The organism is Ensifer sp. GW823-FHT05D09 (assembly GCF_058795755.1).
On sequence record NZ_JBXAIA010000003.1, the window covers coordinates 126,941 to 152,490 of the forward strand.

Annotated in this window: 26 protein-coding genes and 1 pseudogene; 14 read left to right on the forward strand and 13 right to left on the reverse strand. The window is 63.2% G+C overall.

Annotated features, from left to right (window positions below; all coding sequences use genetic code 11):
• Positions 1-175: 175 nt before the first annotated feature.
• Positions 176-1,444: an NAD(P)/FAD-dependent oxidoreductase gene (locus AC1Q80_RS11005; protein WP_492360454.1), complete on the reverse strand. Its 1,269-nt coding sequence runs from the start codon at positions 1,442-1,444 to the stop codon at positions 176-178.
• Positions 1,445-1,784: 340 nt separating this feature from the next.
• Here AC1Q80_RS11005 and AC1Q80_RS11010 point away from each other — a divergent pair, with 340 nt between their 5' ends.
• The 3 genes from AC1Q80_RS11010 to AC1Q80_RS11020 all read left to right on the forward strand — a co-directional run bounded on the left by AC1Q80_RS11010 (position 1,785) and on the right by AC1Q80_RS11020 (position 5,019).
• Entirely contained in the window at positions 1,785-3,134 is a 1,350-nt protein-coding gene (locus AC1Q80_RS11010) for a sensor histidine kinase (RefSeq protein WP_492360455.1), read from the forward strand.
• A gap of 391 nt (positions 3,135-3,525) precedes the next feature.
• Complete coding sequence (locus tag AC1Q80_RS11015; protein ID WP_173420505.1) at positions 3,526-3,921, forward strand: Ohr family peroxiredoxin; 396 nt, start codon at positions 3,526-3,528, stop codon at positions 3,919-3,921.
• 69 nt (positions 3,922-3,990) lie between these two features.
• Positions 3,991-5,019 carry a DUF3095 family protein gene (locus tag AC1Q80_RS11020; protein ID WP_492360790.1) on the forward strand — a complete coding sequence of 343 codons (1,029 nt, stop codon included), beginning with the start codon at positions 3,991-3,993 and terminating at the stop codon, positions 5,017-5,019.
• A 438-nt stretch (positions 5,020-5,457) separates the two neighbouring features.
• Here the strand turns inward: AC1Q80_RS11020 and AC1Q80_RS11025 are convergent, their stop codons facing one another.
• Positions 5,458-5,964, reverse strand: a complete 507-nt coding sequence (locus tag AC1Q80_RS11025; protein ID WP_173420507.1) for a MarR family winged helix-turn-helix transcriptional regulator — start codon at positions 5,962-5,964, stop codon at positions 5,458-5,460.
• Between the two features lie 153 nt (positions 5,965-6,117).
• Between AC1Q80_RS11025 and AC1Q80_RS11030 the strand changes: the two genes are divergently transcribed.
• Entirely contained in the window at positions 6,118-6,513 is a 396-nt protein-coding gene (locus tag AC1Q80_RS11030; RefSeq protein WP_173420508.1) for an Ohr family peroxiredoxin, read from the forward strand.
• A gap of 447 nt (positions 6,514-6,960) precedes the next feature.
• Positions 6,961-7,224, forward strand: a complete 264-nt coding sequence (locus tag AC1Q80_RS11035) for a hypothetical protein (RefSeq protein WP_173420509.1) — start codon at positions 6,961-6,963, stop codon at positions 7,222-7,224.
• 26 nt (positions 7,225-7,250) lie between these two features.
• Here the strand turns inward: AC1Q80_RS11035 and AC1Q80_RS11040 are convergent, their stop codons facing one another.
• The gene (locus AC1Q80_RS11040; RefSeq protein ID WP_173420510.1) at positions 7,251-7,715 is read right to left on the reverse strand and encodes an Lrp/AsnC family transcriptional regulator; all 465 of its coding nucleotides are present in this window, start codon (positions 7,713-7,715) and stop codon (positions 7,251-7,253) included.
• A 200-nt stretch (positions 7,716-7,915) separates the two neighbouring features.
• Here AC1Q80_RS11040 and AC1Q80_RS11045 point away from each other — a divergent pair, with 200 nt between their 5' ends.
• Positions 7,916-8,635 carry an aspartate/glutamate racemase family protein gene (locus AC1Q80_RS11045; RefSeq protein ID WP_492360791.1) on the forward strand — a complete coding sequence of 240 codons (720 nt, stop codon included), beginning with the start codon at positions 7,916-7,918 and terminating at the stop codon, positions 8,633-8,635.
• Between the two features lie 56 nt (positions 8,636-8,691).
• Here AC1Q80_RS11045 and AC1Q80_RS11050 read toward each other — a convergent pair.
• Positions 8,692-8,849: pseudogene (locus AC1Q80_RS11050) on the reverse strand (IS5/IS1182 family transposase); the annotation flags it as partial.
• A gap of 270 nt (positions 8,850-9,119) precedes the next feature.
• On the opposite strand from AC1Q80_RS11050, the gene AC1Q80_RS11055 reads away from it, so the two are divergent.
• Both AC1Q80_RS11055 and AC1Q80_RS11060 read left to right on the forward strand, forming a co-directional pair.
• Positions 9,120-9,518, forward strand: coding sequence for a hypothetical protein (locus AC1Q80_RS11055; protein WP_173420513.1), 399 nt, complete (start codon positions 9,120-9,122; stop codon positions 9,516-9,518).
• Between the two features lie 83 nt (positions 9,519-9,601).
• Positions 9,602-10,975, forward strand: coding sequence for an HD-GYP domain-containing protein (locus AC1Q80_RS11060; RefSeq protein ID WP_492360456.1), 1,374 nt, complete (start codon positions 9,602-9,604; stop codon positions 10,973-10,975).
• 74 nt (positions 10,976-11,049) lie between these two features.
• Here AC1Q80_RS11060 and AC1Q80_RS11065 read toward each other — a convergent pair whose 3' ends face one another.
• The 3 genes from AC1Q80_RS11065 to AC1Q80_RS11075 form a co-directional block, all read right to left on the reverse strand.
• Positions 11,050-11,424 carry a VOC family protein gene (locus AC1Q80_RS11065; protein WP_492360457.1) on the reverse strand — a complete coding sequence of 125 codons (375 nt, stop codon included), beginning with the start codon at positions 11,422-11,424 and terminating at the stop codon, positions 11,050-11,052.
• 205 nt (positions 11,425-11,629) lie between these two features.
• Positions 11,630-12,922: an FAD-dependent oxidoreductase gene (locus AC1Q80_RS11070; RefSeq protein ID WP_492360458.1), complete on the reverse strand. Its 1,293-nt coding sequence runs from the start codon at positions 12,920-12,922 to the stop codon at positions 11,630-11,632.
• A 385-nt stretch (positions 12,923-13,307) separates the two neighbouring features.
• Entirely contained in the window at positions 13,308-13,712 is a 405-nt protein-coding gene (locus tag AC1Q80_RS11075) for a winged helix-turn-helix transcriptional regulator (RefSeq protein ID WP_492360459.1), read from the reverse strand.
• A gap of 195 nt (positions 13,713-13,907) precedes the next feature.
• Between AC1Q80_RS11075 and AC1Q80_RS11080 the strand changes: the two genes are divergently transcribed.
• Together AC1Q80_RS11080 and AC1Q80_RS11085 are read left to right on the forward strand one after the other, a co-directional pair.
• Positions 13,908-14,795 (forward strand): SDR family oxidoreductase, encoded by an 888-nt coding sequence (locus AC1Q80_RS11080; protein WP_492360460.1) that lies wholly within the window; start codon positions 13,908-13,910, stop codon positions 14,793-14,795.
• 214 nt (positions 14,796-15,009) lie between these two features.
• On the forward strand, positions 15,010-15,393 hold the full coding sequence (locus AC1Q80_RS11085; protein ID WP_209790770.1) for a VOC family protein: 384 nt from the start codon (positions 15,010-15,012) through the stop codon (positions 15,391-15,393).
• Between the two features lie 111 nt (positions 15,394-15,504).
• Here AC1Q80_RS11085 and AC1Q80_RS11090 read toward each other — a convergent pair whose 3' ends face one another.
• From AC1Q80_RS11090 to AC1Q80_RS11105, 4 genes are all read right to left on the reverse strand, one after another.
• The gene (locus AC1Q80_RS11090; RefSeq protein WP_492360461.1) at positions 15,505-16,719 is read right to left on the reverse strand and encodes a multidrug effflux MFS transporter; all 1,215 of its coding nucleotides are present in this window, start codon (positions 16,717-16,719) and stop codon (positions 15,505-15,507) included.
• Between the two features lie 98 nt (positions 16,720-16,817).
• Positions 16,818-17,441, reverse strand: coding sequence for a histidine phosphatase family protein (locus AC1Q80_RS11095; RefSeq protein ID WP_492360462.1), 624 nt, complete (start codon positions 17,439-17,441; stop codon positions 16,818-16,820).
• A 156-nt stretch (positions 17,442-17,597) separates the two neighbouring features.
• Positions 17,598-18,059, reverse strand: a complete 462-nt coding sequence (locus AC1Q80_RS11100) for a DUF4279 domain-containing protein (protein WP_492360463.1) — start codon at positions 18,057-18,059, stop codon at positions 17,598-17,600.
• A gap of 4 nt (positions 18,060-18,063) precedes the next feature.
• Positions 18,064-18,816 carry a pyridoxine 5'-phosphate synthase gene (locus tag AC1Q80_RS11105; RefSeq protein WP_492360464.1) on the reverse strand — a complete coding sequence of 251 codons (753 nt, stop codon included), beginning with the start codon at positions 18,814-18,816 and terminating at the stop codon, positions 18,064-18,066.
• Positions 18,817-19,280: 464 nt separating this feature from the next.
• On the opposite strand from AC1Q80_RS11105, the gene AC1Q80_RS11110 reads away from it, so the two are divergent.
• The 3 genes from AC1Q80_RS11110 to AC1Q80_RS11120 all read left to right on the forward strand — a co-directional run bounded on the left by AC1Q80_RS11110 (position 19,281) and on the right by AC1Q80_RS11120 (position 22,371).
• Positions 19,281-20,393, forward strand: coding sequence for a hypothetical protein (locus AC1Q80_RS11110; protein ID WP_492360465.1), 1,113 nt, complete (start codon positions 19,281-19,283; stop codon positions 20,391-20,393).
• A gap of 417 nt (positions 20,394-20,810) precedes the next feature.
• Positions 20,811-21,491 (forward strand): MerR family transcriptional regulator, encoded by a 681-nt coding sequence (locus AC1Q80_RS11115; RefSeq protein ID WP_492360466.1) that lies wholly within the window; start codon positions 20,811-20,813, stop codon positions 21,489-21,491.
• A gap of 205 nt (positions 21,492-21,696) precedes the next feature.
• Positions 21,697-22,371 carry a spermine/spermidine synthase domain-containing protein gene (locus tag AC1Q80_RS11120; RefSeq protein ID WP_173420526.1) on the forward strand — a complete coding sequence of 225 codons (675 nt, stop codon included), beginning with the start codon at positions 21,697-21,699 and terminating at the stop codon, positions 22,369-22,371.
• 75 nt (positions 22,372-22,446) lie between these two features.
• Here AC1Q80_RS11120 and AC1Q80_RS11125 read toward each other — a convergent pair whose 3' ends face one another.
• Together AC1Q80_RS11125 and AC1Q80_RS11130 are read right to left on the reverse strand one after the other, a co-directional pair.
• A complete protein-coding gene (locus AC1Q80_RS11125) occupies positions 22,447-22,806 on the reverse strand; it encodes a VOC family protein (RefSeq protein ID WP_492360467.1) in 360 nt (119 codons plus the stop codon).
• A gap of 39 nt (positions 22,807-22,845) precedes the next feature.
• On the reverse strand, positions 22,846-23,973 hold the full coding sequence (locus tag AC1Q80_RS11130; protein ID WP_492360468.1) for an ATP-dependent DNA helicase: 1,128 nt from the start codon (positions 23,971-23,973) through the stop codon (positions 22,846-22,848).
• Between the two features lie 394 nt (positions 23,974-24,367).
• On the opposite strand from AC1Q80_RS11130, the gene AC1Q80_RS11135 reads away from it, so the two are divergent.
• Positions 24,368-25,456, forward strand: coding sequence for an AbrB family transcriptional regulator (locus tag AC1Q80_RS11135; protein WP_492360469.1), 1,089 nt, complete (start codon positions 24,368-24,370; stop codon positions 25,454-25,456).
• Positions 25,457-25,550: the final 94 nt, after the last annotated feature.

Genomic DNA, 25,550 nt, shown 5'->3' on the forward strand with positions numbered 1-25,550 from the left:
TGATGCTTGTAAAGCAAAGACTTTCTGACACCGCATGGGACCATCGTTGGCGTCACCTGGGCGCGCCTTGACGCCCGTCGGCATCCGTCATCGACCCATCGGACGGTGGCCGCGAGCGTGTTGGGCGCGCTACTTCCGTCGCCAGCATCGCTCGAACCGCAGCCCTGCCTTGGCGCTATTGCCCGTCGCGCAGGGTCTCCTTCTGGGTAATCAGCCGGGCGCTGTGCTGGCCGCTGAGATAGGTCCAGAACCAGCTCCAGGCGACGGCAAAGCGGCTGCGCGTGCCGATCAGGAAGTAGATATGGGCAATGCCCCAGATCCACCAGGCAAGCGCGCCCTTCATCTTGAAGCGACCGAAATCGATGATCGCCGCCCGCCGGCCGATCGTCGCCAGGCTCCCCTGGTGGCGATAGCGAAAGTCGCCCGGCTGCTTGGCCCCTGAAAGGCGGGCACGGATGACCTTGGCGACATAGGCGCCCTGTTGCTTGGCGGCGGGTGCGATGCCCGGCACCGGCTTGCCGCCGTCATAGGTGACACTGGCCGTGTCGCCGATGACGAAGATATCGTCATGGCCGGGCGCCTTTAGGTCGGCACCGAGGATTGCCCTTCCCGCCCGGTCCTCGGCAATGCCGAGCCAGCGGGCGGCGGGTGATGCCTGGACACCGGCGGCCCAAACGAGCGTGCGGCTGGCCACGAAGGTCTCGCCGATCGTCACGCCTTGCGCCGTGCAGGCCGTCACCGGCGTTCCGGTTCGAACCTCCACACCAAGCCGTTCCAGTTCGCGCCGGGCGTACTCGGACAGGTCCTCGCTGAAGGCAGCCAGGATGCGAGGTCCCGCCTCAACCAGGATCACGCGAGCCTGGCGCGTATCGATGCGGCGAAACTCGGAGGGCAGCGTGCGGTGCGCCATCTCGGCGATGATGCCGGCAAGCTCGACGCCCGTCGGCCCGGCACCGATCACGGTGAAGGTCAAAAGCGCCTGGCGGATGACAGGGTCTTCTTCAAGTTCCGCCTGCTCGAAGGCAAGCAGCACGCGGCGGCGGATCGTGGTTGCATCCTCGAGCGTCTTCAGCCCCGGCGCCACCGGCTCCCATTCGTCGTGACCGAAATAGGCGTGGGTCGCGCCGGTCGCAAGCACCAGCGTATCGTAGCCGATCGCCTGCCCGCCCTTGAGCGTTACGGTCCTGGCGCCGGCGTCGACACCGGTCACTTCGCCGAGCAGCGTCGTCACCTCCGGTCGGTCGCGATAGAGGTTGCGGATCGGCCAGGCGATTTCGGAGGTGGCAATCAGCGTGGTGGCGACCTGATAGAGCAGCGGCTGGAACAGGTGATGATTTCGCCGGTCGATCAGCGTGATGCGTACCGGTGCACCCGCAAGCCCGTTGACGAGCTGCAGCCCGCCAAATCCTCCACCGACGACGACGACATGATGCCTGTCCTGCATGGTCCTGATCCCGATTTGACTTTTCTCAAATGTGGAGCACGCGCGCACCAGCACAACAGCCCGCTTTGGATGTCACCCTTGCAAAATCGGATATGGCGCTTGGCGCGGACCTGCAATAGGGTGATGGGCTACCGTGCAGTGCGCCTGCGCATGGCGCGCCTTGCGCCAATCCCACCATCTCCCGATATCGCCGACACGCCTCAGCCGCCGCGAAATGCGGTCAAAGATATCCGTGCAATGTCCGTGCAATCCAGTGTTTGCAAACGTCGCGATGCGATAAAAACTGCATTGGCCGCAAGCGCTCGATGCACCGCGTTGCCAGTCTAACAATGGGGTGCAGATGGTGAGAAAGCTCTGGCCACGGTCCCTCAAGCAGCGCCTGATCGCGCAGCTTCTGGTCTTGCAACTGGCGATCCTGCTCGTCTTCGGTCTCTCCTTCGTCACCCTGCTGGTCGTTGCCGACGAAGGCGGCGTGCTCATCGGCCCGGCACCGGTCGAGACGGCGTTTGCGGCGATAGAGAGACGGCCGGACGGCAAGCTTGCCTTCGCCAAAACCGACAAGCTGGCCGATGTGCTCGCCAGACATCCCAAATTCTGGTTCATCGCCCGCAGCGACCGGGGCGAGATCCTGCAGATCGGCGAGATCCCGGAGATCTACAAGGGCATCAGCCAGACACTCGACCGGATGACCTATTCGGATATCCGCGATGTCGGCGATCCCTCGCCCTATCTTGCAGTCCTCAGGCGCCGATCGAGCCCGGCCGGCGATTTCACCGTCTTCGGACAGGGTGAACTCATGAACGAGCAATCCCTCATTCTCACCTTTTCCAAGGTGTCGCTCGCCCCGATGCTGGTTCTGCTGGCGCTCGTCACGGTGATCGGCGTCCCCTTGATCGTCAATCGTGCCATCAAGGGTATCTCGCAGCTGGCGCGCGAAACCGACGGCATCGATATTGCCCGGCGGAGTTACCGGCTGACGGAAACGGCCATTCCGAGCGAAGTCCGGCCCCTCGTCCAGGGCATCAACGGCGCGCTCCATCGGCTCGACCTCGCCTATGATCGACACCAGCGCTTCATCCTCGATGCGGCGCACGAGATCCGCACGCCGGTGGCTATCCTGCAGGCGCGGCTCGATTCTCTGGCGGCTGGCCCCGATCGCGATCGGTTGATCGCCGATTGCGAGAGGATCTCGGCGCTTGCTGAACAATTGCTCGACCTGCAGCGGCTTGAAGCCAATGCCAAGCCGCTGACGCCGGTCGATCTGGTCGAATTGTGCCGCGACGTCGCTGCCGACCTCGCCCCGCTCGCGATCGACCAGGGCTATGACCTTTCCTTCGAGCCCGAGGTGGAGCGGTCGCCGATCCAGGGCGATCCGGCGTCGCTTGCGCGCGCCATCGCCAATCTGATCCAGAATGCGATCGAGCATGCGGGAAACCAGGGCTCGATCATCGTGCGAGTGGCATGCGACCGGGTGATCGAGATCAGTGACGATGGGCCTGGAATTCCGGAAGCGGAGCGGGAGCGTGTCTTCGAGCCGTTTCATCGGTTGAAGCCGCGCGATCGGGGCGCCGGTCTCGGCCTGAACCTTGTTCTGCAGATCGTTCAGCGCCACGGCGCGCAAATCCGCATTCTCACCTCGCCAAGTGGCGGGGCATGCTTCCGGCTGGTCTTTGCCGAGCTGACGGCTTGAACCGCCGGAAAACAGCCGCATGCCGCAGCCCGGACAATCGCTCCTCCCCCTCCGCCCCCTAGCGGCCCGTGAGCCCCCAACGTCCGCCATCGGCTGGACGCCACGAAGGTCACGCAAGGCACCCCTCGCCGGGATGAGACGGCTTCTGCCGGCAGGCGCTGCCGCCAGGCGATCGCGGCCCGGAAAGGACACGGGTGGCGTGAGGCGCAGGACCGTCTGCTCGGCCAATTCCATGGAGAGCTGCCTGCCCGTCGGTGTGGCCAGGCAACCCTCCCCATAATACCTCGCATCCGATTAAATCGGATTTTGATTGACATCCGAATTTCGTTTCTGTATTTACATCGCATCCGAACTAATCGGACATGAATTAATCCAGAAACGGGATACAGCTATGACCGAGAAGCTTCTTTTCACCGGCAAGACCTACAACACCGGCGGCCGCAACGGCGGCACCCGCAGCAGCGACGGCCAGTTGGACATCCGGCTATCCGCGCCGCATCCGGCCGCAGAACGCCTGTTCGGCGCCGCCTGGTCGGCCTGTTACATCGGCGCGGTTCAGGTCGCCGCGTCTGAAAGAAACATCACGCTTCCCGCGGGAGCCGAGGTCGACGCCGAGATCGATCTCAACGTCGATGACGGCAATTACTTCCTGCGCGCCAGGCTGAATGTCAGCCTTCCGGGCCTCGACCGGGATATCGCCCATCAACTGATCCATGCCGCCCACAAGATCTGTCCCTACTCCAAGGCGACGAACGGCAACATCGATGTAGCCACCAATCTGGTCTGAACGCGATCCGGTCAGGTCTGCCGGCTGCCCGGCAGACCTGACCGCCTTCATGTCGACCTGGAGAACATGATGCACAGTGACCAAGTTCAGCCACAGCAAGCCCACAGCCAATTCTCCGATGTGCTCGACCCGGCCATCTATGAGCCATTGCCCGATGATTGGCTGATTGCCATCACCGATGTCGTCGACTCGACCTCGGCAACCCGATCGGGTCGCTACGAGGACGTCAACTTCGCCGGCGCCTCGGCGATTGCCGCTTTCGGCAATGCCTGGGGCACGTTCGATTTTCCCTTCGTCTTTCGCGGCGATGGGGCAGCATTCGCGTTGCCGCCTGAGGCTGCCGCAACCGCCACATCGGCGTTGCGGCAGGTCGCCACCTTTGCAAAGCGCAGCCTTGGCCTGGCCCTTCGAACGGGGTTGCTGTCCGTGCGCGACGTTCGCGCCAACGGGCGCGATGTGACGATCGCGCGCTACGCGGCCTCGCAGGACGCCACCTACACCATGTTTGCCGGCGGCGGATTGAAGTGGGCCGAGAACGAGATCAAGCGCGGGCGCTATCTGGTAAAGCCGCACATGGACACGGCGCAGCCGAACCTGACCGGCCTCAGATGCGAGTGGAAGCCGTTTGCGAGCCAGCGCGGTGAAATCTTATCCTTGCTGGTCGAGCCGACGGCACAGTCAGGCGCTCAAGGTTTCGTCTCATTGGCGAGACGCGTTCTCTCCGTGCTTGAGGCCGGGCCGCGGCAATCCAATCCGGTACCGGATGCCATCGGCATACCCAAGGACGAGCGCACGCAAGTCGATCCAAAACGCTGGTCGACGGTCGCGGCCGGTTCGGATTTCCGCAAGTACGACGATGGCTTGCGCCTGACGCTCGACTGTACGCGCGAACAGATCGATCGGGTCGAAACCCTTCTTGTCGCGGCCAGGCACCGTGGTGAGGTCAATTTCGGACTGCATCGCCAGTCTCACGCGCTGATGACCTGCCTGGTTCCCTCGGCCAAGCCGGATTCGCATCTGCATTTCCTGGATGGAATGGACGGCGGCTACTCCAAGGCCGCCGAGATGCTGGCGCCAGCCGGGCTTGCTGCGGCGTGATGATGCCAGGAAGAGGACGCATGAATTCACAGCCACCGACACATTGAGGCAGGCGGGGTATACCTTGCCCTGTGTCGAACAATGGCGGTGTGTTTGCATGCCGCTCGACGTCGGCAGGGCAGATCGGTCCACGCGCTTCCCAAGTCATCGGCCATGCCCAATGGAGCCGGCTTGGTGCTGGGAGGACGGGAGAAGCCCCTCTGCTGCTCACGCAGCCCCAGCTGATCTCCTCGCCAGGCCTTTTCTCCCGGCCTGGCTAAGAACGCATCTATTGAGCCTCGCCTTCAAGGTCGGCGCAAGGACGCAAACCCGCTCTCTTCATCGACGCTATGCGACGTCCACCCAGCCACGCGTGTGGCTCTGGAGCGGCCCTGGCCGCCCCTCAGCATCTCGCACGGGCGGGGCCGTGGTAGATCTGCCCGCCCCCGCCACCGTCCGCTATACTTTCCCGGAACCGCCCTGCGTTGCGCGCAGGAGATTGTCGCGTAGCGTCGCCACTGTCTGCTGCACGACCGGAAAATCGTCCCCAAGACCGGTCGCATCCGTCAGCGCTGCACCCGGGTCCATTTCGACCACCCTGTGGCCGGCCTGCGTCAGCGTCACGCGCACCTGCCGTTCGTCGGCCGGATCGCGCCGGCGCTGCAGATAGCCCTCGGCCTCGAGCTTCTTGAGGATGGGCGTCAGCGTGTTCGACTCCAGGAAGAGCTTTTCGCCGAGCGCACCGACGGTCTGCTCGTCTTCTTCCGAAAGCGCCACCATCGTCACGTACTGGGTATACGTCAGGCCGAGCTTGTCGAGGATCGGCTTGTAGGCGCGGCCGAAGGCGAGATTGGCGGAGTAGACGGCAAAGCACAGGAAGTTCGAAAGCTTCCTGCCGCCGGTCTCGGCCTGCGCTGCGGAAGACTGAGCGGCTTGCGCACCTTTTGCTGTCGGGGATGTAGGCATCGGTATATCCTGTTCCATTGTCCTCTGTGTCGCCTCTATATAAATCGTATCCGATTAAATCGCAACGGTATTGACATCCCACTTCACTTGGCATATTTATCTCGCATCCGATTGAAGCGGATGCGATAAAACTTAACCAGAAAGGATACCACCATGACCGAGAAGCTTCTTTTCACCGGCAAGACCCACAACACCGGCGGCCGCAACGGCGGCACTAAGAGCAGCGACGGCATGCTCGAACTCAAGCTGGCACAGCCGCACCCGGCTGCCGAAAACCTCTTCGGTGCTGCATGGTCCGCCTGTTACATCGGCGCGATCGAGGTCGCCGCCTTGCAGAGAAAGATCAAGCTCCCGGCAGGTCTCGCTGTCGACACCGAGATCGATCTGAACGTCAATGACGGCTCCTACTTCCTGCGTGCACGGCTCAATGTCAGCCTGCCGGAACTGGACCGCGACGTCGCCCACGAGCTGATCCATGCGGCCCACGCCATCTGCCCCTATTCCAAGGCAACGCACGGCAACATCGACGTCGAGACCAACCTTATCTGAAACAAACAGCCTGCCCCCAGGATCGACACTGCCGGCACCGACATGTGAATGCGCCGGAACACTCGAAGGACAACGCACCAGGCCTGTCGCTTTAAACCACACGACAGCCTGCATGCCAGCACAGGCGGCCCCGACCGGGGTCGCCCGAGACCCCACCAAGGGTCGGGGCACACCAAATTCACCCGTTCTGCGTGACGGACCCTTGGAACCAGCGATCATGGTTCGGGTCCGTCATTTTTTTGGCAGCGTCGAATGGACCGTCATCGCGGCCGGTCGGATAGTCGCCGCGCCCGCGGTCGCATTATGTCCGAGCTAATCCGAACGGATGTCCGACATATCTTTGGGATGACTGGCCGAAAACAGCCACACTCGTCTTGTCGTTTAAGGGAAGGCGGCACATCGCAGAAGTGCACCTGGATTTGCGTCCAACCCCGAAGGGAGGCCACCATGCCCACAATCATGGTCTATCACGATGTCAAGGACACCAAACACTGGCTGGCATCCCCTCTGCGCAAGCAGATATTCGAACCGATCGGCGTGACCAATATCCGCACATTCGTCGACATCAAGGCGTCCAACCGCGTCGGCCTGGTCATGGATGTTGCCGACATGGCAAAGCTGGACGCCTTCATGCAGACCAAACCGGCGGCCGATGCGATGGCGCATGACGGCGTGCTGCCGGAAACGCTGGTATTCCTGGTCCAATCGTAACGGCAGAGGCTGTCGCGTCCGCGCCGTCACTCCGCATAATCGACCGGCACCGCCGTGCCGCTTTTCAGGATTTCCATCGAGATCGACGCCGAAACGTCGAACAGCTCGACCTTGCGCACGATCTGTTTGTAGACCACGTCGTAATGCTCGACCCGCGGCAGCACCACCTTGACGATATAGTCGTAGTTTCCGGTCAATCGATGTGCCTCGACGATCTCGGGAATGTCGCTGATCGCCCTGCGGAAGGTCTCGATCCATTCGTCGGAGTGATGCGCGGTCTTGATCATCGCAAACACGGTGGTCGGCACGCCCATGCGCTCGCGGTCAAGAACGACGATGCGCCTGGCGATGTAGCCCGCCTCCTCCAGCCGCTGGATCCGGCGTGAACAGGCGGAAAGCGAAAGGTTCACCCGGTCGGCAAGTTCGCCGACCGGCATGCTGCCATCCTGCTGCAACAGCGCCAGGAGCTTCCGGTCTCTCTCGTCAATCACGCTGATCACTCCCATTTCAATTCGCATGCACGCGGCATGTTTGCACAATCCACTGACATGACGCAAATCGTTCGCGCCAAAATGCCATTCTCTCGCTATATAAGCAAACCATTGCGGAAGAAGATCCGGCATATTTCCCTCAATCGAACGACAGCCGCAAAGCACCAAAGCGAGTGGCGACAGGCACAGGGAAAGCGATGATGGAAATGCGCAAGATCGGCCTTATCGGCGGCATGAGCTTCGAAAGCTCGGTGGTCTATTACCGCATGGTCAACGAGGCCGTTCGCGAGCGGCTGGGTGCATTGCATTCGGCAGAGGTGCTGCTGCACTCCGTCGATTTCCAGTCGATCGTCGACCTGCAAAAGGCCGGCCGCTGGGATGACGCCGCAGGAAGGCTCGCCGAGGTTGCCCGCGGGCTGAAGGGCGCCGGCGCCGACTGCGTGCTGATCTGTACCAACACCATGCACCTGATTGCCGACGCCGTTCAGGCGGCCGTCGACATCCCGCTGATCAACATCATCGACGAGACTGCCGCCCGCCTCAAGGCCGCCGGCATCCGCAAGCCGCTGCTGCTTGCCACCCGCTACACCATGGAACACGGCTTCTACGCCGAGCGCATGAAGAGCCACGGCATCGAGGTGATGGTGCCCGACGCGGACGGTCGCACGCTGACGCACAACGTCATCTTCGACGAGCTTTGCGCCGGCAAGGTGCTTGGCACCTCGCGCAGGGCGCTGGTCGAGCTGATCGACAAGGCCGAGGCCGAAGGGGCAGATGCCGTCATCCTCGGCTGCACCGAGATCTGCCTGATCCTCGACCCGAAGGCTCTGCCGCTGCCGGGCTTCGATTCGACCGCGATCCACGCAGACGCCGCCGTAGAATTTGCCCTCGGCGAAGAGGATCTCCGTCGGGCGGCGTAAGGCAGGCATCTAGCGATGCTCGACGGGCGCCCGGCGCTCGCCCCCTTGATCTAGTTGCCGGCACCATAGGCGCGCGGCCCTTCGCTCTCGCAGGTCTTGGCCGTCTGGCGATTGATGATCGAGCCGGCGGCTGAGGCCTCGCGCCCGCAGCGCTCCCGGCCCACCATCGGGGTCAGTGGTTGGCCTTCTTCCACATGAGGTCGTCTCGGAAGCGCAGAGGCTGCCCGAGCAGCGCGCAGAAGAGATTGCATTGCCGCTCTCTTTCAACGGCTAGGAACAAGATCGGCGCTGATAGCAGGAACGCGCTGGAAGCGGTTCGAGAAGCCCCTCATTCGGCGTCGGTCACGTCGCTGGCACAACGCAGCTCTTTCGGCTACGCTGCCGACAGCTTGTCGCAATTCACGTGGCAGGACCCCCAAAAAGCTTCGATGGCCCTTTTGATACAGGGTTATGCCGACCACTCCCCCCCCGTTCGCGAGCTGCAATGCCTTCTACGTCCGTCCTGCACGACATCCCTGGTGGAAATGCGCTGTTTGAGTGGTTCGGGCGCGTACCCCGCTTCCATGATTCCAAACTGCTTGAGATAACCGTCTCCAGTAACGGAGCCGGGCTGCTGCGCATTCACGCCTGGAATATGACGGACGAGGTGGATGCCAAGGGCTACTTCGTCCTCGACAAGCACGCGATAGTCACTCTTACCCTTGAGGGCGTGACCGCGATCAATTGTACCGATTTCGATATGGTACCGGGCATCATCTTCGATTTGGAAATCACCAAGGTGGACGAGCATTTCCGCGTTGAGTGGGATGCAAGCTACGGAGTGACCGGCTTAATCACGGCCAGACACGTCCGGATCGGCCTGCTACCGGGGAAACCCGACTGAGGCGCTTTTCGTGACAAGCCCTAAGCCCGCCTTAACCCCTTGGCGGCTAAGGAAAGATTGCAGGGATTGGGGATTGCGTGAGCATGGCGGGCATATCGCGGCCGGAGCGTCAGCCGCAGAAATTGCGGCTTGCGGAAATCGTCAGCGCGCTCAGCTACGCGCTCGACCTGACGGACGGCCAGCCGGCGGGCCATAGCGTGCGCTGCTGCTGGATCGGCATGCATCTTGGCGAAAGGCTCGGCCTTTCAGACGCCGAGAAACATGATCTCTACTACACCCTGCTGTTGAAGGACCTCGGCTGCAGCAGCAACGCGGCCCGCATCTGCAAGCTGTTTGCCACCAGCGACCATGATTTCAAGCGCAACGTCAAGCTGATCGACAACAGCTTCACCCAGGTTCTCGGCTTCATCGCGGCCAACACCGCCGTGCGCTCCGGCCTCGCCGTCAAGCTGCGCACGGTGCTGAACCTGGCGATGAGCGGCGGCAAGATCGACCGGGAGCTGATCGAAACCCGCTGCGAACGCGGCGCCGAGATCGCCCGCCGCATGCGCTTTTCAGAGCCGGTCGCCCGCGCTATCCTCGATCTCGACGAACATTGGGACGGCCGCGGCCAACCGCTCGGGCGCAAGGGTGCGGAGATCTCTCTGCTGGCGCGCATCGCACTTCTCGCGCAGGTCGTCGACGTCTTCTACATCACCTCCGGCCGCAAGGCCGCCTGTCGCGAAGTGCGTCGTCGAGCCGGCAAGTGGTTCGACCCGCATCTGGCTTCGGTCTTCGAAGACGTCGCGGCTGACCCCGATTTCTGGTCGGCACTGGAGAACCCACAGCTCGACAACCGCGTCTTTGCCCTTGAGCCGGCCGGGTTTTCACAGGCCGTGGACGAGGACCTGCTCGACGACATCGCCGACGGCTTTGCCCAGGTCATCGACGCCAAGAGCCCGTTTACCAGCGGCCACAGCAAGCGCGTGGCGCTCTTTGCCGACCTGATCGCGACGGAGCTCGGCTTCAGCCGCGCCCGCAAACGCTGGCTGGTGCGTGGCGCACTGCTGCACGACATCGGCAAGCTCGGCGTTTCCAACGAGGTTCTGGACAAGCCTGCCAAGCTCGACCCGCAGGAATGGGCCGCGATGAAGGGCCACCCCGACCTCGGCGCCGCCATCCTGGAGCGGATCGACGCTTTTCGCAGGCTCGCTACAATCGCCCGCAATCATCATGAGAAACTCGACGGCAGCGGCTATCCCAACGGCCTCTCAGGCAGCGAACTCGACCTCGAAACGCGCATCGTCACGGTCGCCGATATCTTCGACGCGCTGACGGCCGACCGACCCTACCGCGCTGCCATGCCGGCCTCGAAGGCGCTGGCGATCATGGCAGCCGATGTCGGGGCCGGCCTCGACCCCGCCTGTTACGACGCCTTGACGCGCGCTCTGCAGGGCCTGGAAGCCAAGGCCGCCTAACTCCACGAACATATGCAAAAACAAAGCGCTACGACGCGTTCGCGACTCACTTTGCGAACGGTAGACCTTGACCCTTAGAGGCCTTGCGCCCCGCTGCGAGGCCCGCGAAGGCCGATGCAATTGCCCCAGGGGTCGCGGACCTGACACATCCACAACCCGTCCTCGATAGCCAGCGGACCGCGATAGAGCGGTGCGCCCAGATCGTTGAAATGGGCAAGCGCCCGGTCGAAATCCTCGACCTGCCAATAGACGACCGTACCGGCCGCGCCGCTTGCCACCTTCTCATCCGCCGGCACGATTTCCAGATGGGTCGAGCCAATCTTCAGATATTCGAAATCGAAAGCCTCCAGCCGGCGCCGTTCGGCGCTCGGGAAGGCACGCTGGTACCAGGAAAGCCCCGCCTCCACATCGGCGACATGCACCAGAACGGCAGACACGAATACAGTCATGGGCATCCTCGTCATGGGGCGAATCGAGCCGTACGGCCTCGTCGCAAGAGGCGGCCTTATACAGCCTGGATGCGCCGCCCCCAACGCATTTCAGCCGACACTGCCCAACCTCTCCGGGCAAGGACATGGGTAAGGCGAAGGACAAGGGGGCAAGCAGACGCGCCTGACAGGCGCGCGCCGTGAATGTGCTCTGAGGCAGGACGCTTCAGGCCCGCACCGGCACCGGCACCGGCACCGCCGCTGCCACGCTCGACCGATGACCTTCGTCCTTAACACGCGCCCAGTCGCACTCCTTCAGCCCCGCGGCCGCGAAGGGATCGATCAGCGTGCCCGAGACGATCGAAGCGAGCAGCGCCGGCGAAGGCGGAATGCGGGCGATCGTCGCCACCAGCCGGTCGCGCAGCCAGGCAAGGGCCACCGAATCCGACTGGTAGAAGGGGGTGAAGGCCAGCGACAACATCTGGAACAGCGCCATGTGGTTGCGCCTCGCCCGACCGTAGGCTGCAAGTGCGGCGTCGAGATCATCAGTCACGGATAGCGTGTGGGCCAGCGTCGCCGCATCGATCAGCGCCATGTTGGCGCCCTGCCCCAGCTGCGGGCTTGTCGAATGCGCGCTGTCGCCGACGAAGGCGACGCGGCCCGACGCCGGCGGGCGCATGGTGCGGTGGGCATAGCGCGCCAGTGTCAGCTGCTCCCAATCGTCGATCTGGTCGAGCAAGGGCGCACATTCAGGCCAATACCCGCGAATGCCCGCCTTCCATTTGTCGAGACCCGCGCGCTTCACGGCATCGGCATCGCCCGCCTTGACGCTCCAGAAGAAGGCGACGCGGTTGCGCGCCCCGGCTTGCGCCCGGCCCGCCGGCAGGATGCCGATCATCACCTTGGCTCGGTCATAGCGCTGCGTCAGCGCGTGCGGGTCATGGGCAAGGCCGTCGCTGTCGAGCGTCGCCCAGAAGGCGCCATAGGCAAGTTCGCGCACGCCGGGCGCCGTCGCTGCCCCGGCTGCGATCGCCGAGCGTGCACCGGTCGCATCGATCACGAGATCGTAGCGTCCAACCTCCTGGCCCGAGGCGTCGAGCAGCAGCGCTTTTTCGCCCGCCGTGCTGGCCGCGGCCAGCGTCACCCCCGTGCGCATCGGAATGCCCGCCGCGACGACGGCATCGTGCAACACGCCGAACAGGGCCGCCCGCTGCACGGCCAGCCCGAAACGACCACCGGCTATCGCATCGTAACGCACATCGAGCACGGTCCGGCCGGACTTCGCGTCGGCACCATAAAGCCGGTCGATCCGGCTGCCGAGGATCAGCATCGGCTGCAACAGGTCAAGCGCGCCCAAAACCGTCAGGCCAGTCGGCTGCAGCATCAGCCCGGAACCGACAGGTGACGGCTCCTGGAAACGTTCGAGCAGCTCCACCCGATGGCCCTGCCGGCCAAGCAGCAGGGCTGCCGCGAGCCCCGCCGGGCCGGCACCGGCAATGCCGATAGTCAGTGTCTTCATGGTCCCTCGTAATGGCGCCGGATCGATGTCTGGCTTCGATCCATCGGCAAACTATAGGGAAAATCAAGGCGCTACGGCAAGCTTGCCTTGCCGGGACATGGCGTCGCGCATGGCGCGCGCACGCGGCGGGACGCAACCGCCCCTCATGCGCCTGCCGGCACCTTTTCCCCGCCTGGCGGGGAGAAGGGACATCGCGGCACACGCTCGTCCCGCGACAGCGCCTCTCAGTCACTCCGCTCTTTGACAATAGATGCCAGGTGATGATGCAGCCGCATCGCTCGTCCCCTCTCCCCGCCTGCGGGGAGAGGGTTAGGGTGAGGGGCAGAGCGCACCCAAAGGTGAGGCGGCTGAACGAACCTCTCCGGCAGACCGGACGATCGCCCCCTCAGGACGCCGCGTCATACACCTGGCGGGCCGAACGGATGGCACCGTGGTTGGCAAGCGACCAGTCGACGAAATGCTTCAGCAAATCCAACAGCGAGCGCCCGAGATCGGTCAGCGCATATTCCACGCTCGGCGGCTGCGTCGGGAACACCGTGCGGCTGATATAGCCGTCGCGTTGCAGGTCGCGCAGCGTCTGCGTCAGCATGCGCTGGGAAATATCGGGGATCAGCCTTCGCAGTTCGGAAAACCGCAGGGCGCCGTCGGCGAGTGACAGGATCATCAGCGAATTCCACTTGCCGCCGATATTGTCCATGACATCGCGCACCGGGCAGTTTTCGACATCCATCGGCACGCCGCAGACCATCGCCACGCGCTTGCCCTTCACATCACCGGTCAGCTTGTTCATCGGTATCTGCCTTTCTCCGCCTGTTCGACGCGGGGGACGGTACCCTTTTTGTAACCACAGCAGAAAAAACTGCCTCCTTTACAGCTCTTACCAGATTACTAGATTAGAGCAACTCTCAAAAAGAGACCAATACCGGCAGACCCGCTTTCCCTCCCGAAGCCGATCGGCTGGCACCACAGAGAAAAGGAAAAGTTCATGTCCGATACACTGCTCGTGACCGGCGCCACCGGCCAGCTCGGCAAGCTCGTGCTCGATGCGCTCCTGGCATCCGGCAAGGTCGAGCCCGCCAAAATCATCGCCACCAGCCGCGACACGGCAAAGCTGTCCGACTATGTCGGCAAGGGCGTACAGGCACGCGTTGCCGACTTCGACGATCCGGCCTCCCTCGACGAGGCTTTTGCCGGCGCCGACCGCATCCTGATCATCTCCACCGACGCACTCGACCAGCCGGGCAAGCGCCTGCGCCAGCACCTGGCCGCCGTCACCGCCGCTGAGAAGGCCGGGGCGAAGCACATTCTCTACACCTCGATGCCAAATCCGGAAACCTCGGTCATCCCGTTTGCGCCGGACCACCTCGGCACGGAAAACGCCATCAAGGCGACCGGCATCCCCTACACCATCCTGCGCAACGGCTGGTACATGGAAAACCTGTTCATGGCGCTGCCGCATGCGCTTGAAACCGGACAGTGGTACTCGTCCTCCGGCCAGGGTCGCCTCGCCCATCTCGCCCGCGCCGACGCGGCAAAGGCCGCCGCAGCCGCCCTGCTTTCCGCAGGGAGCGAAAGCCGCACCTACACGCTGACCGGACCCGAGCTGCGCTCGACCGACGAGATCGCAGCCCTCGTCTCCAAGGCCGCCGGCAAGCCGCTCGACGTCGTGCACATCTCCGACGACGCGCTGGCGGGCGGCTTGAAGGGTGCGGGCCTGCCCGACTTCCTGATCCCGATCGTCGTCTCTTTCGACGCCAACACCCGTGAGGGCCATATCGATATGGTGACGAGCGACGTGACGACCCTGACCGGCGCCACGCCACTGCCGCTCACCGCTTTCCTCGACGCCAGCAGGGCAAGGCTTGCCGGCTGATCGGCGCTCATAGAAACGTGGTGGGCCCGGCCGTTTGCGCCGGGCTCATCGTTTGCGGAGAAGTCCGGGAACGTTGTTCCAGATCTGCCTGCCCTGCCGACGACCGATCAGGCTCTTGAACCAGAAATAGCGTATTCGCGTTTTTGTTCTTGTTATGTTCACGACATCGCGATATAGATCCCGTCGGTTCCACGACCGAGAAATGGGGGAGATCATGACCGTTTACATGACAGTGGGCGCACTGGATTCCGACACGTCCAATGCCTTCTATGACGCAGCCTTGGCGACCATCGGCTGGAGCAAGCACACGGATTTTCCGGGCTGGCGCGCCTATTCCGAAGGTGGAGCAGGCGCAGGACCTGTCCTGTGGGTCTGCAAACCCTTCAACGGCGAACCGGCAAGCGCCGGAAATGGCGCCATGGTCGGCTTCATGGTCAAATCCCGTGCGGAAGTGGATGCCTTTTACGAAGCGGCCATGGCCCATGGCGGAGCAGATGAAGGCGCGCCCGCCGCGCGCCCACATTACGGGCCCACCTGGTACGCCGCCTATATGCGCGACCCCTCGGGAAACAAGATTTCCGTCGTCCATAACGATTAGCGTTTCACCCAGTTTGTGAAACATCCGAAAGCCGAGATGCTGCGCGTTCGAGGCAGCCCCTGCGAAACGGCGACAGCGGCTCCATCGGCGCTGCGCGGCTTGCGTCGCCGTCTATCGAGCGGCCTCTACCGGCGCCACGTCTCCTCGCACCGCGATCTCGGCCAGGGCAAGCGCGCTGATGCCGGCAAGGAAGAAGCCGGCCGAAAGGTTCAGCGTCGTACCGTCGTAGAAGGCACCCATTGCAATCGCAAACAGGGTCGCCACCAGGCTGGATCCGGAAGCGATCAACGATGCGCCCAGCCCCGCGACCTGGCCAAGCGAGCGCATTGCCATGGCGTTCAGGTTGCCGAACAGCACCCCGATCGCAAAGAACGCCGCAAAGCCGAGCGCCATCAGCAGAGGTAAGGGCGGCCGTCCGCTCCAGGAAGCCGATACCGTGAGCATCACCAGTCCGGCTGCGGCCAGACCGAGAAAGCCATATCGCGCCATCGTCTCCGCCCCGAGGCGCTGCACGAATTTCGCGTTGAGGAACGAGGCAAGCCCGATGCCTGTCGCCAGCATCGCGAAATACAAGGGAAAGGTCTGGCCGATCCCGTAGGCATCGAAGAACAGATCCGCCGCCGTGCTGAGATAGAGGAGCTGCGCCCCGAAAACCATTCCGGTCGCCACGATCAAGAGCGTCACGCGCCGGTTCGACAGGATGCGCCGCCCGTTCAGCAGGAGAAGCTTTGGGCGAAAGGGAATGCGTTTGGCTGGCGGCAGCGTTTCCGGCTGCCGCAGCACCAGCCACACCCCGAGAAGGCCCGCCACGGCAAGATAGACGGCAAAGACACTGCGCCAGCCGCCGATGGCGATGATGCCCTGCGCCAAGGCCGGAGCCAGCATCGGCACGAGAATGAAGAGCGTGAACACGAACGACATGACCCGGGCCATTGCGTCACCCTCGAACTGGTCGCGGATCATGGCGCGCGTGGCGATCTTCGGCCCGGACACGCCGACCCCCTGCAGCAGCCGGCCCAGAATGACCATCTCGAGCGAGCCGGCCACCATGGCGATGACCGTTCCGAGCGCATAGACGCCAAGGCCGAGAACAAGCGCCTTCTTTCGCCCCATAGCGTCGGAGAGCGGGCCCAGCAGCAATTCCCCGAATGCCATGCCGAGGATGAAGAGCGAAATGATGTGCTGGGTGGAAAGCGGTGGCGCGACGCCGACATCGGCGCCGATCTGGCGCAGCCCCGGCAACAGCGCATCGACGCTGATGGAGGTGAGCGAGGTCAGGAGGGCATAGAGCGCGATGCGCTCACGGAAACTGGTCTGAGATGTCATTGGCCGCATATATGGGAAAACATTGGCTCAACCTATAGCAGTCTTGCCGTTGATATCTGTGGTGGAAATTGAGCACCCCTTGCAAGGGCGATCGGCGCTCAGCACATCAGGTGTGAAGCATCCGCCAGGCTGACGACCGCCCGGTTTCGGAAGAAGTTATCCTGGCGTAGATGCGTGATGCTGCCCGATTTTGCCGGGAAGCTCAGGAAGCCGCAGGCATCGATCGGCACCTTCATCCAGGCCGCGAGAACCAGCGTCAACGTGAAGCCATGGGTGACGATGATCTGCGTCTCGCACGGCCGCTCGACGATCGCGTTCACGCGGGGATAGACGCGGGCGGCCACGTCGCGGCGCGTTTCCGCGCCATCGATCCCGCAGGGATAATCGAGCCGGTTGTCGTCGGGCGCCGGACTATAGCGCGCGTCGAGCCACGCCTGGGGCTTGCCGCCGGCCACGCCGTAGCTGATTTCCCGGAGATCCGCGGTCTCGGCCACCGGCCGTTGGAACCGCCTGGCAATGGCTGCCGCCGTCTGCGAAGCCCGACGAAGATCCGAGCTGTGGATCTCCACGTCTCTGTCACCAATCAACGCCAGCAGCCGTTCGGCCGTCGCCGCCGCATCCTCTTGGCCCCGCGCCGTCAGGTCGGTGTCGTACCAGCCTCCCACCCTATCCTCTTCGTGATGGATGGACTGCGTGTGGGTAACGACGAAAATGTCTTTCATATCGGTCGTCTCATCAAATTCGCGTCTTGCAGGACGCTCTGAAAAACAGAGATGCCGAGACTGTTCGGGGAGCGAAGGGCCGGACGTCCTGCAGTTGCTTCTCGTATCGTGCGAACCGCAATCATCCGGCTCAAATCGCCGCCGCTGACCGCGGCCCTACGGCCTTTGGCTGCGAACGCACACCTGTTCCCGCAACGCGACGATCTCTTCGTGATGATCGCCAAAGCTGTACATGTCGAAACAGAAGCCAATGCTCAAGGCGGTGGCAAGCTTCTGAAGCTCAAAGTCCAACCCCCAGCCGAAACTCTGCTGATAGTAGCCGACGCAGGTGATCTGAAGCTTGGCCATGGTCGCGGCGTGCAGCAGCCCCTCACGATAGGGCGAGAGGGCATCCAACAGAGATCTGACATGCTGGTTCAGCGGATGCGTATCGTCCAGCCCGCTATCGAGCTTCCAGCGTGACTGTGCCCGCCTGAAGGCATGCCCCCGTGCGAAAAACCCTTCCCCCGTTGCCCAGCTTTCGCTGGGATCAAGGCCGATTGCATTAGTGATATCTGTCGGGTCGAAGGCGCCTACGGCACAGAAATAGGCATATTCGCGATCCGCGACCGCTTGCATTGCATCACACCGCCTGCCCGCAGGCGCGGCGGAAGCGGCGCACGGTTTCGGCCATGCCGTATTCCAGCGCGTCGGCCGTCAGGCCGTGGCCGATCGACACTTCGGCGATGTTAGGGACATGCTTGACGAGCAGCGGCAGGTTGGCGACCGTCAGGTCGTGGCCGGCATTCACTTCGAGGCCGAGGCTGGCGGCGATCGCGGCGGTGCGCCCCAGTTCGGCGGCAATCTTCTCCGCCCTTTCCGGGTCGTCATAGCAGCCGCCATAGGGCCCCGTGTAAAGCTCGATGCGGTCGGCACCGGTTTCCCGGGCAATGCGCAGCGCCTCCGCGTCCTCGTCGCCATCGGCAAACAGCGAAACCCGGAACCCCTTCTTCTTCAGCCTGCCGACAACACTCCCCAGAAGGTTGTGGTTCTTGCGGAAGTCCCAGCCGTGGTCGGAGGTCGCCTGCGCCGGATCATCGGGCACCAGCGTCACCTGCTCCGGCTCATGGGTTTCGACGAGGCGCAGAAACTCCTCGTTCGGGTAGCCTTCCATGTTGAATTCGGTCTCGGAAAACTCGTCGTCGATGAGATCGCGGATCGGCTGCAGGTCGGAAAAGCGCACATGCCGCTGGTCGGGGCGTGGATGCACCGTCAGCCCGCTTGCGCCGGCCTCGAGAGCAATACGGCCGAGCGCAGTAACGGACGGCCAGGGAAGATCGCGCCGGTTGCGCAGCATGGCAACGGCATTCAGATTCACGGACAGTTTTGCGGGCATGTCGGAACTTTCCAGAGGCGGGCAATGTCAATGCAATCTTCTACTGCATAATTGCAAAAACCGAAAACGGTTTGAGGCCAAGATTATGCAGCAATTCCAAAGAGTACGTCCGCCGGCGAAAGTCGGGCCCGGCGCCGCCTGATTGCCGGCCATCTCTTGACGAAACCTTGACATTAGTGGGACCTAACATGCAATCAGACCCATGGGGTTGGCTCGACCCAGAGCACTCGACCGGTATGGATTCAGGCGGCGCAAGACCCGCAAACATGGTACCGCTACGTTCTGCCACAGGGAGATGGTCGCAATTCCTGCTTTTATTTCAGATAAAACTCAAGTTTGGAGCAAAGCACTCCTGACAACAGCTTTTTTTGAGCCTAAATTTCCGAATCACATCGAATGGCCATAGTCTGCCCTTCGATCACCTTCATAAAGTTTCGCGGCGAATGAACCTGGAGCAACAACCGATGACGACGGTCGAAAGACCCTGCAACGAGACGATCCGGCAGATTCTGCGCCGCATCCTCGAGAGCAAGGCTTTTGCACGTTCCGAACGCCTGCGCGCTTTTCTCGCCTATGTCGTCGACAAGGAGATGATCGGTGAAGGTCCGCAGTTGAAGGGCTACTCGATCGCCATCGACGTCTTCGATCGCCCCCAGGCGTTCAATGCCGACAGCGACCCGCTGGTGCGGGTGCATGCGGGCAAGTTGCGCAAATTGCTCAAGGCCTACTACGAGACCGACGGCGCTGGAGACGAATGGCATCTGGTCATTCCCAAGGGCACCTATGTACCCGAATACAGCCGTGGACGGATCGATGCGGTTGGTGCTGCCGAGCCGCAAGCCCGTCAGCCGAAGCTGACGAGGAAGCGCCTTCCCGGCCAGAAGACAGCTTGGCCGCCGGCACCATTGTCTTCGCCGCTCGCCGTTTTGTCCGTGTTGCCGCTGCTCCTGTTTGCGCCCCTGCCCTCACCGGAAATGACGCTGGATATCGATGCGCAGGCGAAGCTGTTCAACGGCCGCTATGCGACCGAGCGTGTGCTGCCGTCGGTCAACGTCATTGTTTCGGGCGACCAGAACGGCGATATCAAGGCCTTCGCCACTGCCCTTCGCACCGCCGCCCAGCGCCACAAGACGCTGGCGCGCGCCACCGATGGCGACACGGGACGGCCGGTGTCGCGCAATGCCGCGCTGTCGTTTTCGCTCGACCTGACCTGGTACGATGCGCCCGCAGCCGGTGTACGCGTGACCTTGAAGCATGACGGTGAAGGCGTGCCGCTGCGGCAGGATTTCATCACCATCGAGCGGTTGAGGAGCGAGCCGGACCTTTTGTTCGAAAGCATGTCACTGGCATCGGAACTGTTCTCTCTGGATGGCGAGATCTACACCCACGCGAGCGAGGAACAGATCCAGAGCCCGCTGATGGATTGCATGACCGCGACCGCGCAATACCGCAAGCTGCTGACGCGCGACAGCTTCGAAAAGGCCTGGTCCTGCCAGCAGCAGCTGGCGCCCCTGCGCGGCGATGAGCCTCTCTTCATCCTCAGCGCCAAGAGCCCGCTAAAGGTCGTCGGACACTGACGAAAACCATGGTTCAGAGCGCCGGGAGGCGCTCGGCCGACGCCGCTCAAACCAGCATATCCCCTGCAATATTAAGGACTATTCATATATGCGATTCGCGTATACGGTGTAGTCATGCGTTGGGAATTGGTGCCTGGTTGCTCGTCAGGCAAGCACAATTGTCAGCAGTAATCGCGCCCTTGGCGCGGTGTGCCCCAGCCGAGCAGCAGGCGCCATCGTCGACTCCAGACGGTGGCTTCGGAGTGCGGATCCGTTCCGCTCCCGGTCACGGACGGTCGTGGCGGCTTCCTGATGCCTGCGGCATAATTCCGTAAATCGGCAGCGATATCGGGACCAATTATGCAGCAAATCGAAGCGTTACGACGACCTGCCCTCCCTTGATCGGGCGCGCGGCGCCGTCAACCGGGGACAATCGATATGCCGCGAGACCACTGGAAATACGAGGGCGTGCTGGCGGCGCCCGAACGTGTCGGCTACCTGCCAAAACTGCCGCTGCCCCACCACGACCCCTCAAGCCCGCTTGCAATCGCCGATATGGCCGATGCCTTCGGCGTCACCCACCGCACCCTGCATTTCTACGAGGAGAAGGGCCTGCTTATCGCCGCCCGCATGGGGCCGATGCGGGTCTATGGAGCAGACCATATCCGGCGCATGGCCGTCATCAACGCCTGCCGCGAAATCGACATGCCGATCGCTGCCATCCAGGAGCTGCTCTCGAGCCTCGCTGGAGCCGACGACCAGACCGAAGCCGACCGGCTGTTCAAGGAGGCGCTGCTGTCGCGGCGGCGGGAACTGGCCGCCCAGCAATCCAACCTGCGCCGACAGATGCAACGCATATCCGAACTCCTGGAAAGCGAAACAGAGAATGGCGAGCCCTCACCCGATGACGCCGCACACGTGCACCTCTCACCGATCGAAAGCGAGTGCCTGACCTTCATGGCCGAAGGCTATCCCGCCTCTCGCATCGCCCGGTTGATGGAGATGGATCTGGCGGCAGCCTTGACGCTCGAAGCCGGAATCATCCGCAAATTCAATGCCCATAACCGCTTCCAGGCCATCGCCAAGGCGGTGCTTTCGGGCTTGATCGCCGCGGAATAAATGGCGTAAAGGCCCCGCGCCGGCGCCCCCAACTCGCCAAGGGGATGGCGAGAAGCGTTGCCCACCGCGTGCCGAAGGCAGACGATTATCGGCCGTTTTCGCGGGACCATTCGGCTGCAATTCTCTGGCGGTCAGGGATAATATGATGTTCTCGGCGCCACCTGCATGGTACGAGGCGCCGAAACAACATGAACGAGACACCCCGATGCTTCCCTGGATCCAGCTAGATCGCGCAACCATTCCCGGCGATGGCGACGAGTTGCGCCTGAAGCAGCGCGGCAGCGAGTTTTCCATCATGCTCGGCTCGACCGAATTGATGAACAGCCGGTTGAGCGGCTCGGAAGAAGCGTTGGCGACGCTGAGCTATGAGCGGATCGCCGGCCGCAAGAATGCCAGCATGCTGATCGGCGGACTCGGCATGGGGTTTACCTTGCGCGCCGCCCTCGGCGTCCTCCCGGACGATGCCAGAGTGGTCGTCGCCGAGCTCGTGCCTGCCGTGGTCGACTGGGCGCGCGGCCCGATGGCGGATCTGCACAAGGGCACGCTCGACGATCCCAGGGTCGAGATCCATGTCGGCGATGTCGGTGGGCTGATCCGTTCGAAATCGGCCGCTTACGATGCCATCCTGCTCGATGTCGACAATGGCCCCGACGGGTTGACGCGCCCTTCCAACGACAGCCTCTACAACCACACCGGCCTGCGTGCCGCCAAGGCTGCGTTGCGCGCCAACGGCGTGCTTGCCGTCTGGTCTTCGGCGCCGGATAGCGCTTTTACCCGCCGATTGCGCGAAGTCGGCTTTGCCACCGACGAGGTGAATGTGCGCGCAAATGGCAAACGCGGCGGCGCACGCCATGTGCTCTGGATGGCGACCAAGCGATAATCGCCAGGTTGCTGCCAGCCGTCCATTGCCAATCGGGCCCTACGACGGCGATGTCGGTGGAATAAATCTCGGTCGTCACACCTTGCGGAAGGCCCGGCTCGACACCGAGATCGGGTTGTCGCTTGGGTCCTTCGCGTTGGCGAACTGATAGCCGCCGGCCTGATGGATCGAGCCAAACACCAGCCCTTCGGCAGCGCAGCGCGCGCAGAACGCCTCGACATCCCTGACATCGAACACCAGCTTGACCAGCGACTGGCCGCGCCGCTGCCCCTTGGCCGCCGGGTGGACCATCAGGCTGGCGCCGCCCTGGCCGCAGATCAGCTCGACGAGCCGGTCGCCGGGCTCCCGCGAAACCTCGAAACCGAAGTGCATCTCGTAGAAGCGAACGCTCGCCTCCACATCATGGGCGTAAAGGATGATCCGGTTGATCGGCACGGGGTCTCCTCCGCTCGAAGCCTCGGCGACCGCCCGAAGTCAGCGAACGATCGTCAGGCGTTCGGCCGCGCGGGTAATCGCGGTATAGAGCCAGCGCTCGCGGGTATCGCGGAAGGCCCAGCTCTCGTCGAACAAAACGACGTTGTTCCACTGCGAACCCTGCGCCTTGTGCACCGTCAGGGCATAGCCGAAGTCGAATTCGTCGTAGCGCTTGCGGGTCGTCCAGGGGATTTCGCCCTCGACCTCTTCGAAGGCCGCCTTCAACAGCTTGATCTTGGCCGCACCGCGATCCATGTCGTCGTCTTCAGGGCGGATCATCAGGTTGATGCCCGGCTTGACCGTTTCCTTCGACGAACTCATGACCTGCCAGAGCGAGCCATTGAGCAGGCCTTTGGCCGGGTCGTTCCTGAGGCACACCAGCTTGTCGCCCGATTGCGGATACTCGCTGGTAAAGCCCTTGAGCTCGCGAAGCCGCTGGTTGTAGCGCCGCCTCGTCTTGTTGGTGCCAACAAGCACCTGGTCGGCCTCCAGCACCAGTTCCTGGTTGACCTGCCCGCGGCCGATGACCTGCGTGGTGCCGTAGTCGCCATGCGCGATCTCGTTGCCCTCGCGCACCTGCATCGCCAACCGGATGATCGGGTTGTCGCGCGCCTGGCGGTGGATATCGGTGAGCAGGTAGTCCGGATCCTGGTTGGTGAAGTAGCCGCCGCCGGTAACGGGCGGAAGCTGGCCGGGATCACCCAGAACCAGGATCGGCGTGCCGAAGCTCATCAGGTCCTTGCCGAGCGCCTCGTCGACCATCGAGCATTCGTCGACGATGATCAGCGCTGCCTTGGCGACCGGGCTCTGGCGGTTGATCGAAAACATCGGCGCGATCGAGGTCTTGCCGGTTTCCTCGTCGGAAACCTCTTCCTCGCCGCGCGGCCGGTAGATCAGCGAATGGATGGTCTTGGCGTTGCTCGCCCCCTTGGAGCGCAGAACCTGGGCGGCCTTGCCGGTAAAGGCGGCAAACAGCACGTCGCCATCGACATGTTCGGCAAAATGGCGCGCAAGCGTCGTCTTGCCGGTGCCGGCATAACCGAACAGCCGGAAGAGCGGCGAGCGGCCTTCCTTCAGCCATTGCGAAACGGCCTTGAGGGCCTCGTCCTGTTGCGGAGCAAATTGCATGACGCGAAGTGTCAGGATTCGGGGTGCACAAGCAAGCCCGGATTTCCGGCCGGCAGCCGGCGGCTGCGCTCTGAGCGGGCCCCGATCGCCAAATCCTGCACCGGATCGCCCGGATATCGCGGGTCTATCTGACGTCCGGGTGCACGGCGACACATCACGACTGCCCAACGCAAGGGCAACGCCCCAGTACAGTTCGACCTGAGATCTCGATCTCCCGCCGTCTCGGCTGTGGCCATTTCTTGCCCTGTGGGCTGCCTGCCGCTTGAATGCCCGCGCGCAATGCTGCTAACGAGCGGTTGCGCGGCATATCGCCCCATCGACGGGGCTGTCCGCGCCAAACTGATCAGGCACGCGCGAACGCGCAAAGCTCCTGAAGCAATGCCGGAGAATGCCCTTGAAGCCCGACCAGCCCGCCATGCCCACCCCTTCGGCACCCGTCGGCATCGGCCGGCTCGCACCGGCGCTGCAGTGGCTGCTTCTCATGCTGGTCTCGCTGGTCTTTACGGTGATCCTCGAACTGATCGGCATCCCCGCCGGCTTGCTGATGGGGCCGATGTTCGCGGCCGTCCTCTTCGGCATGAACGGCAGCACCATCCGCTTGCCCAAGCAGGTGTATTTCTGCGTGCAGTTCATTCTGGCAATGATGATCGCCGGCGCGATGACGCCGGGCATGCTCGGCACTTTTTCCGGCAACTGGCCGCTGTTCCTCAGCGTTATTCTTTCCGTCATCGCCGTCAGCACGCTGTGCGGCTGGGTGATCACCCGCATGCGCATCCTGCCGGGCACGACCGCGATCTGGGGCTCGTCGGCGGGCGCTGCCTCCACCATGCTGATGATGGCGGACGCCTACGGCGCCGATGCGCGCCTCGTCGCCTTCATGCAGTATCTGCGCGTCATCTTCGTGGCCAGCACCGCGACCATGGTCGCCCATCTCTGGGTCACCGGCACCGAGGCCGAAACCACGATCGTCTGGTTCGAGCCGGTCTCTGTGCTTCCCTTCCTGACAACGCTTGCCGTCGGGCTTGGCGCCGCCTTTGCCGGCCGGATGCTGCGCGTGCCGGCCGGCGCATTCCTGATGCCGTTTCTCGTCGGCGCGGTGCTCAATGTCAGCGGCGTCATGACCACCGAGCTGCCGCAATGGCTGCTGGCGCTCTGTTATGGCCTGCTCGGCTGGAACATCGGCCTCGGTTTCACCCGCTCGATCCTTGCCCATGCCCGCCGCGCCCTGGTGCCGACGGTGATCTCGATCGTCGTGCTGATCTCGTTTTCCGGCCTGCTCGCCCTCATCTTGATCAAGGTCGCCGGCATCGATCCGCTGACGGCCTATCTCGCCACCAGCCCGGGTGGCCTCGATTCCATCGCGGTGATCGCGGCCTCCAGCAATGTCGACCTCTCCTTCGTCATGGCGCTGCAGTCCGCCCGCCTGATGATCATCACCATGATCGGCCCGGCGCTCGCCCGCTTCGTCGCGGATCGCGCCTGAGCGCGGCCAGCATCGTCGCCTTCAAGAAAATCACGACGATGCAACACATCCGGGAATAATCGCCGCCCTCCTCGTGTCTCATGTTCGGAAACGC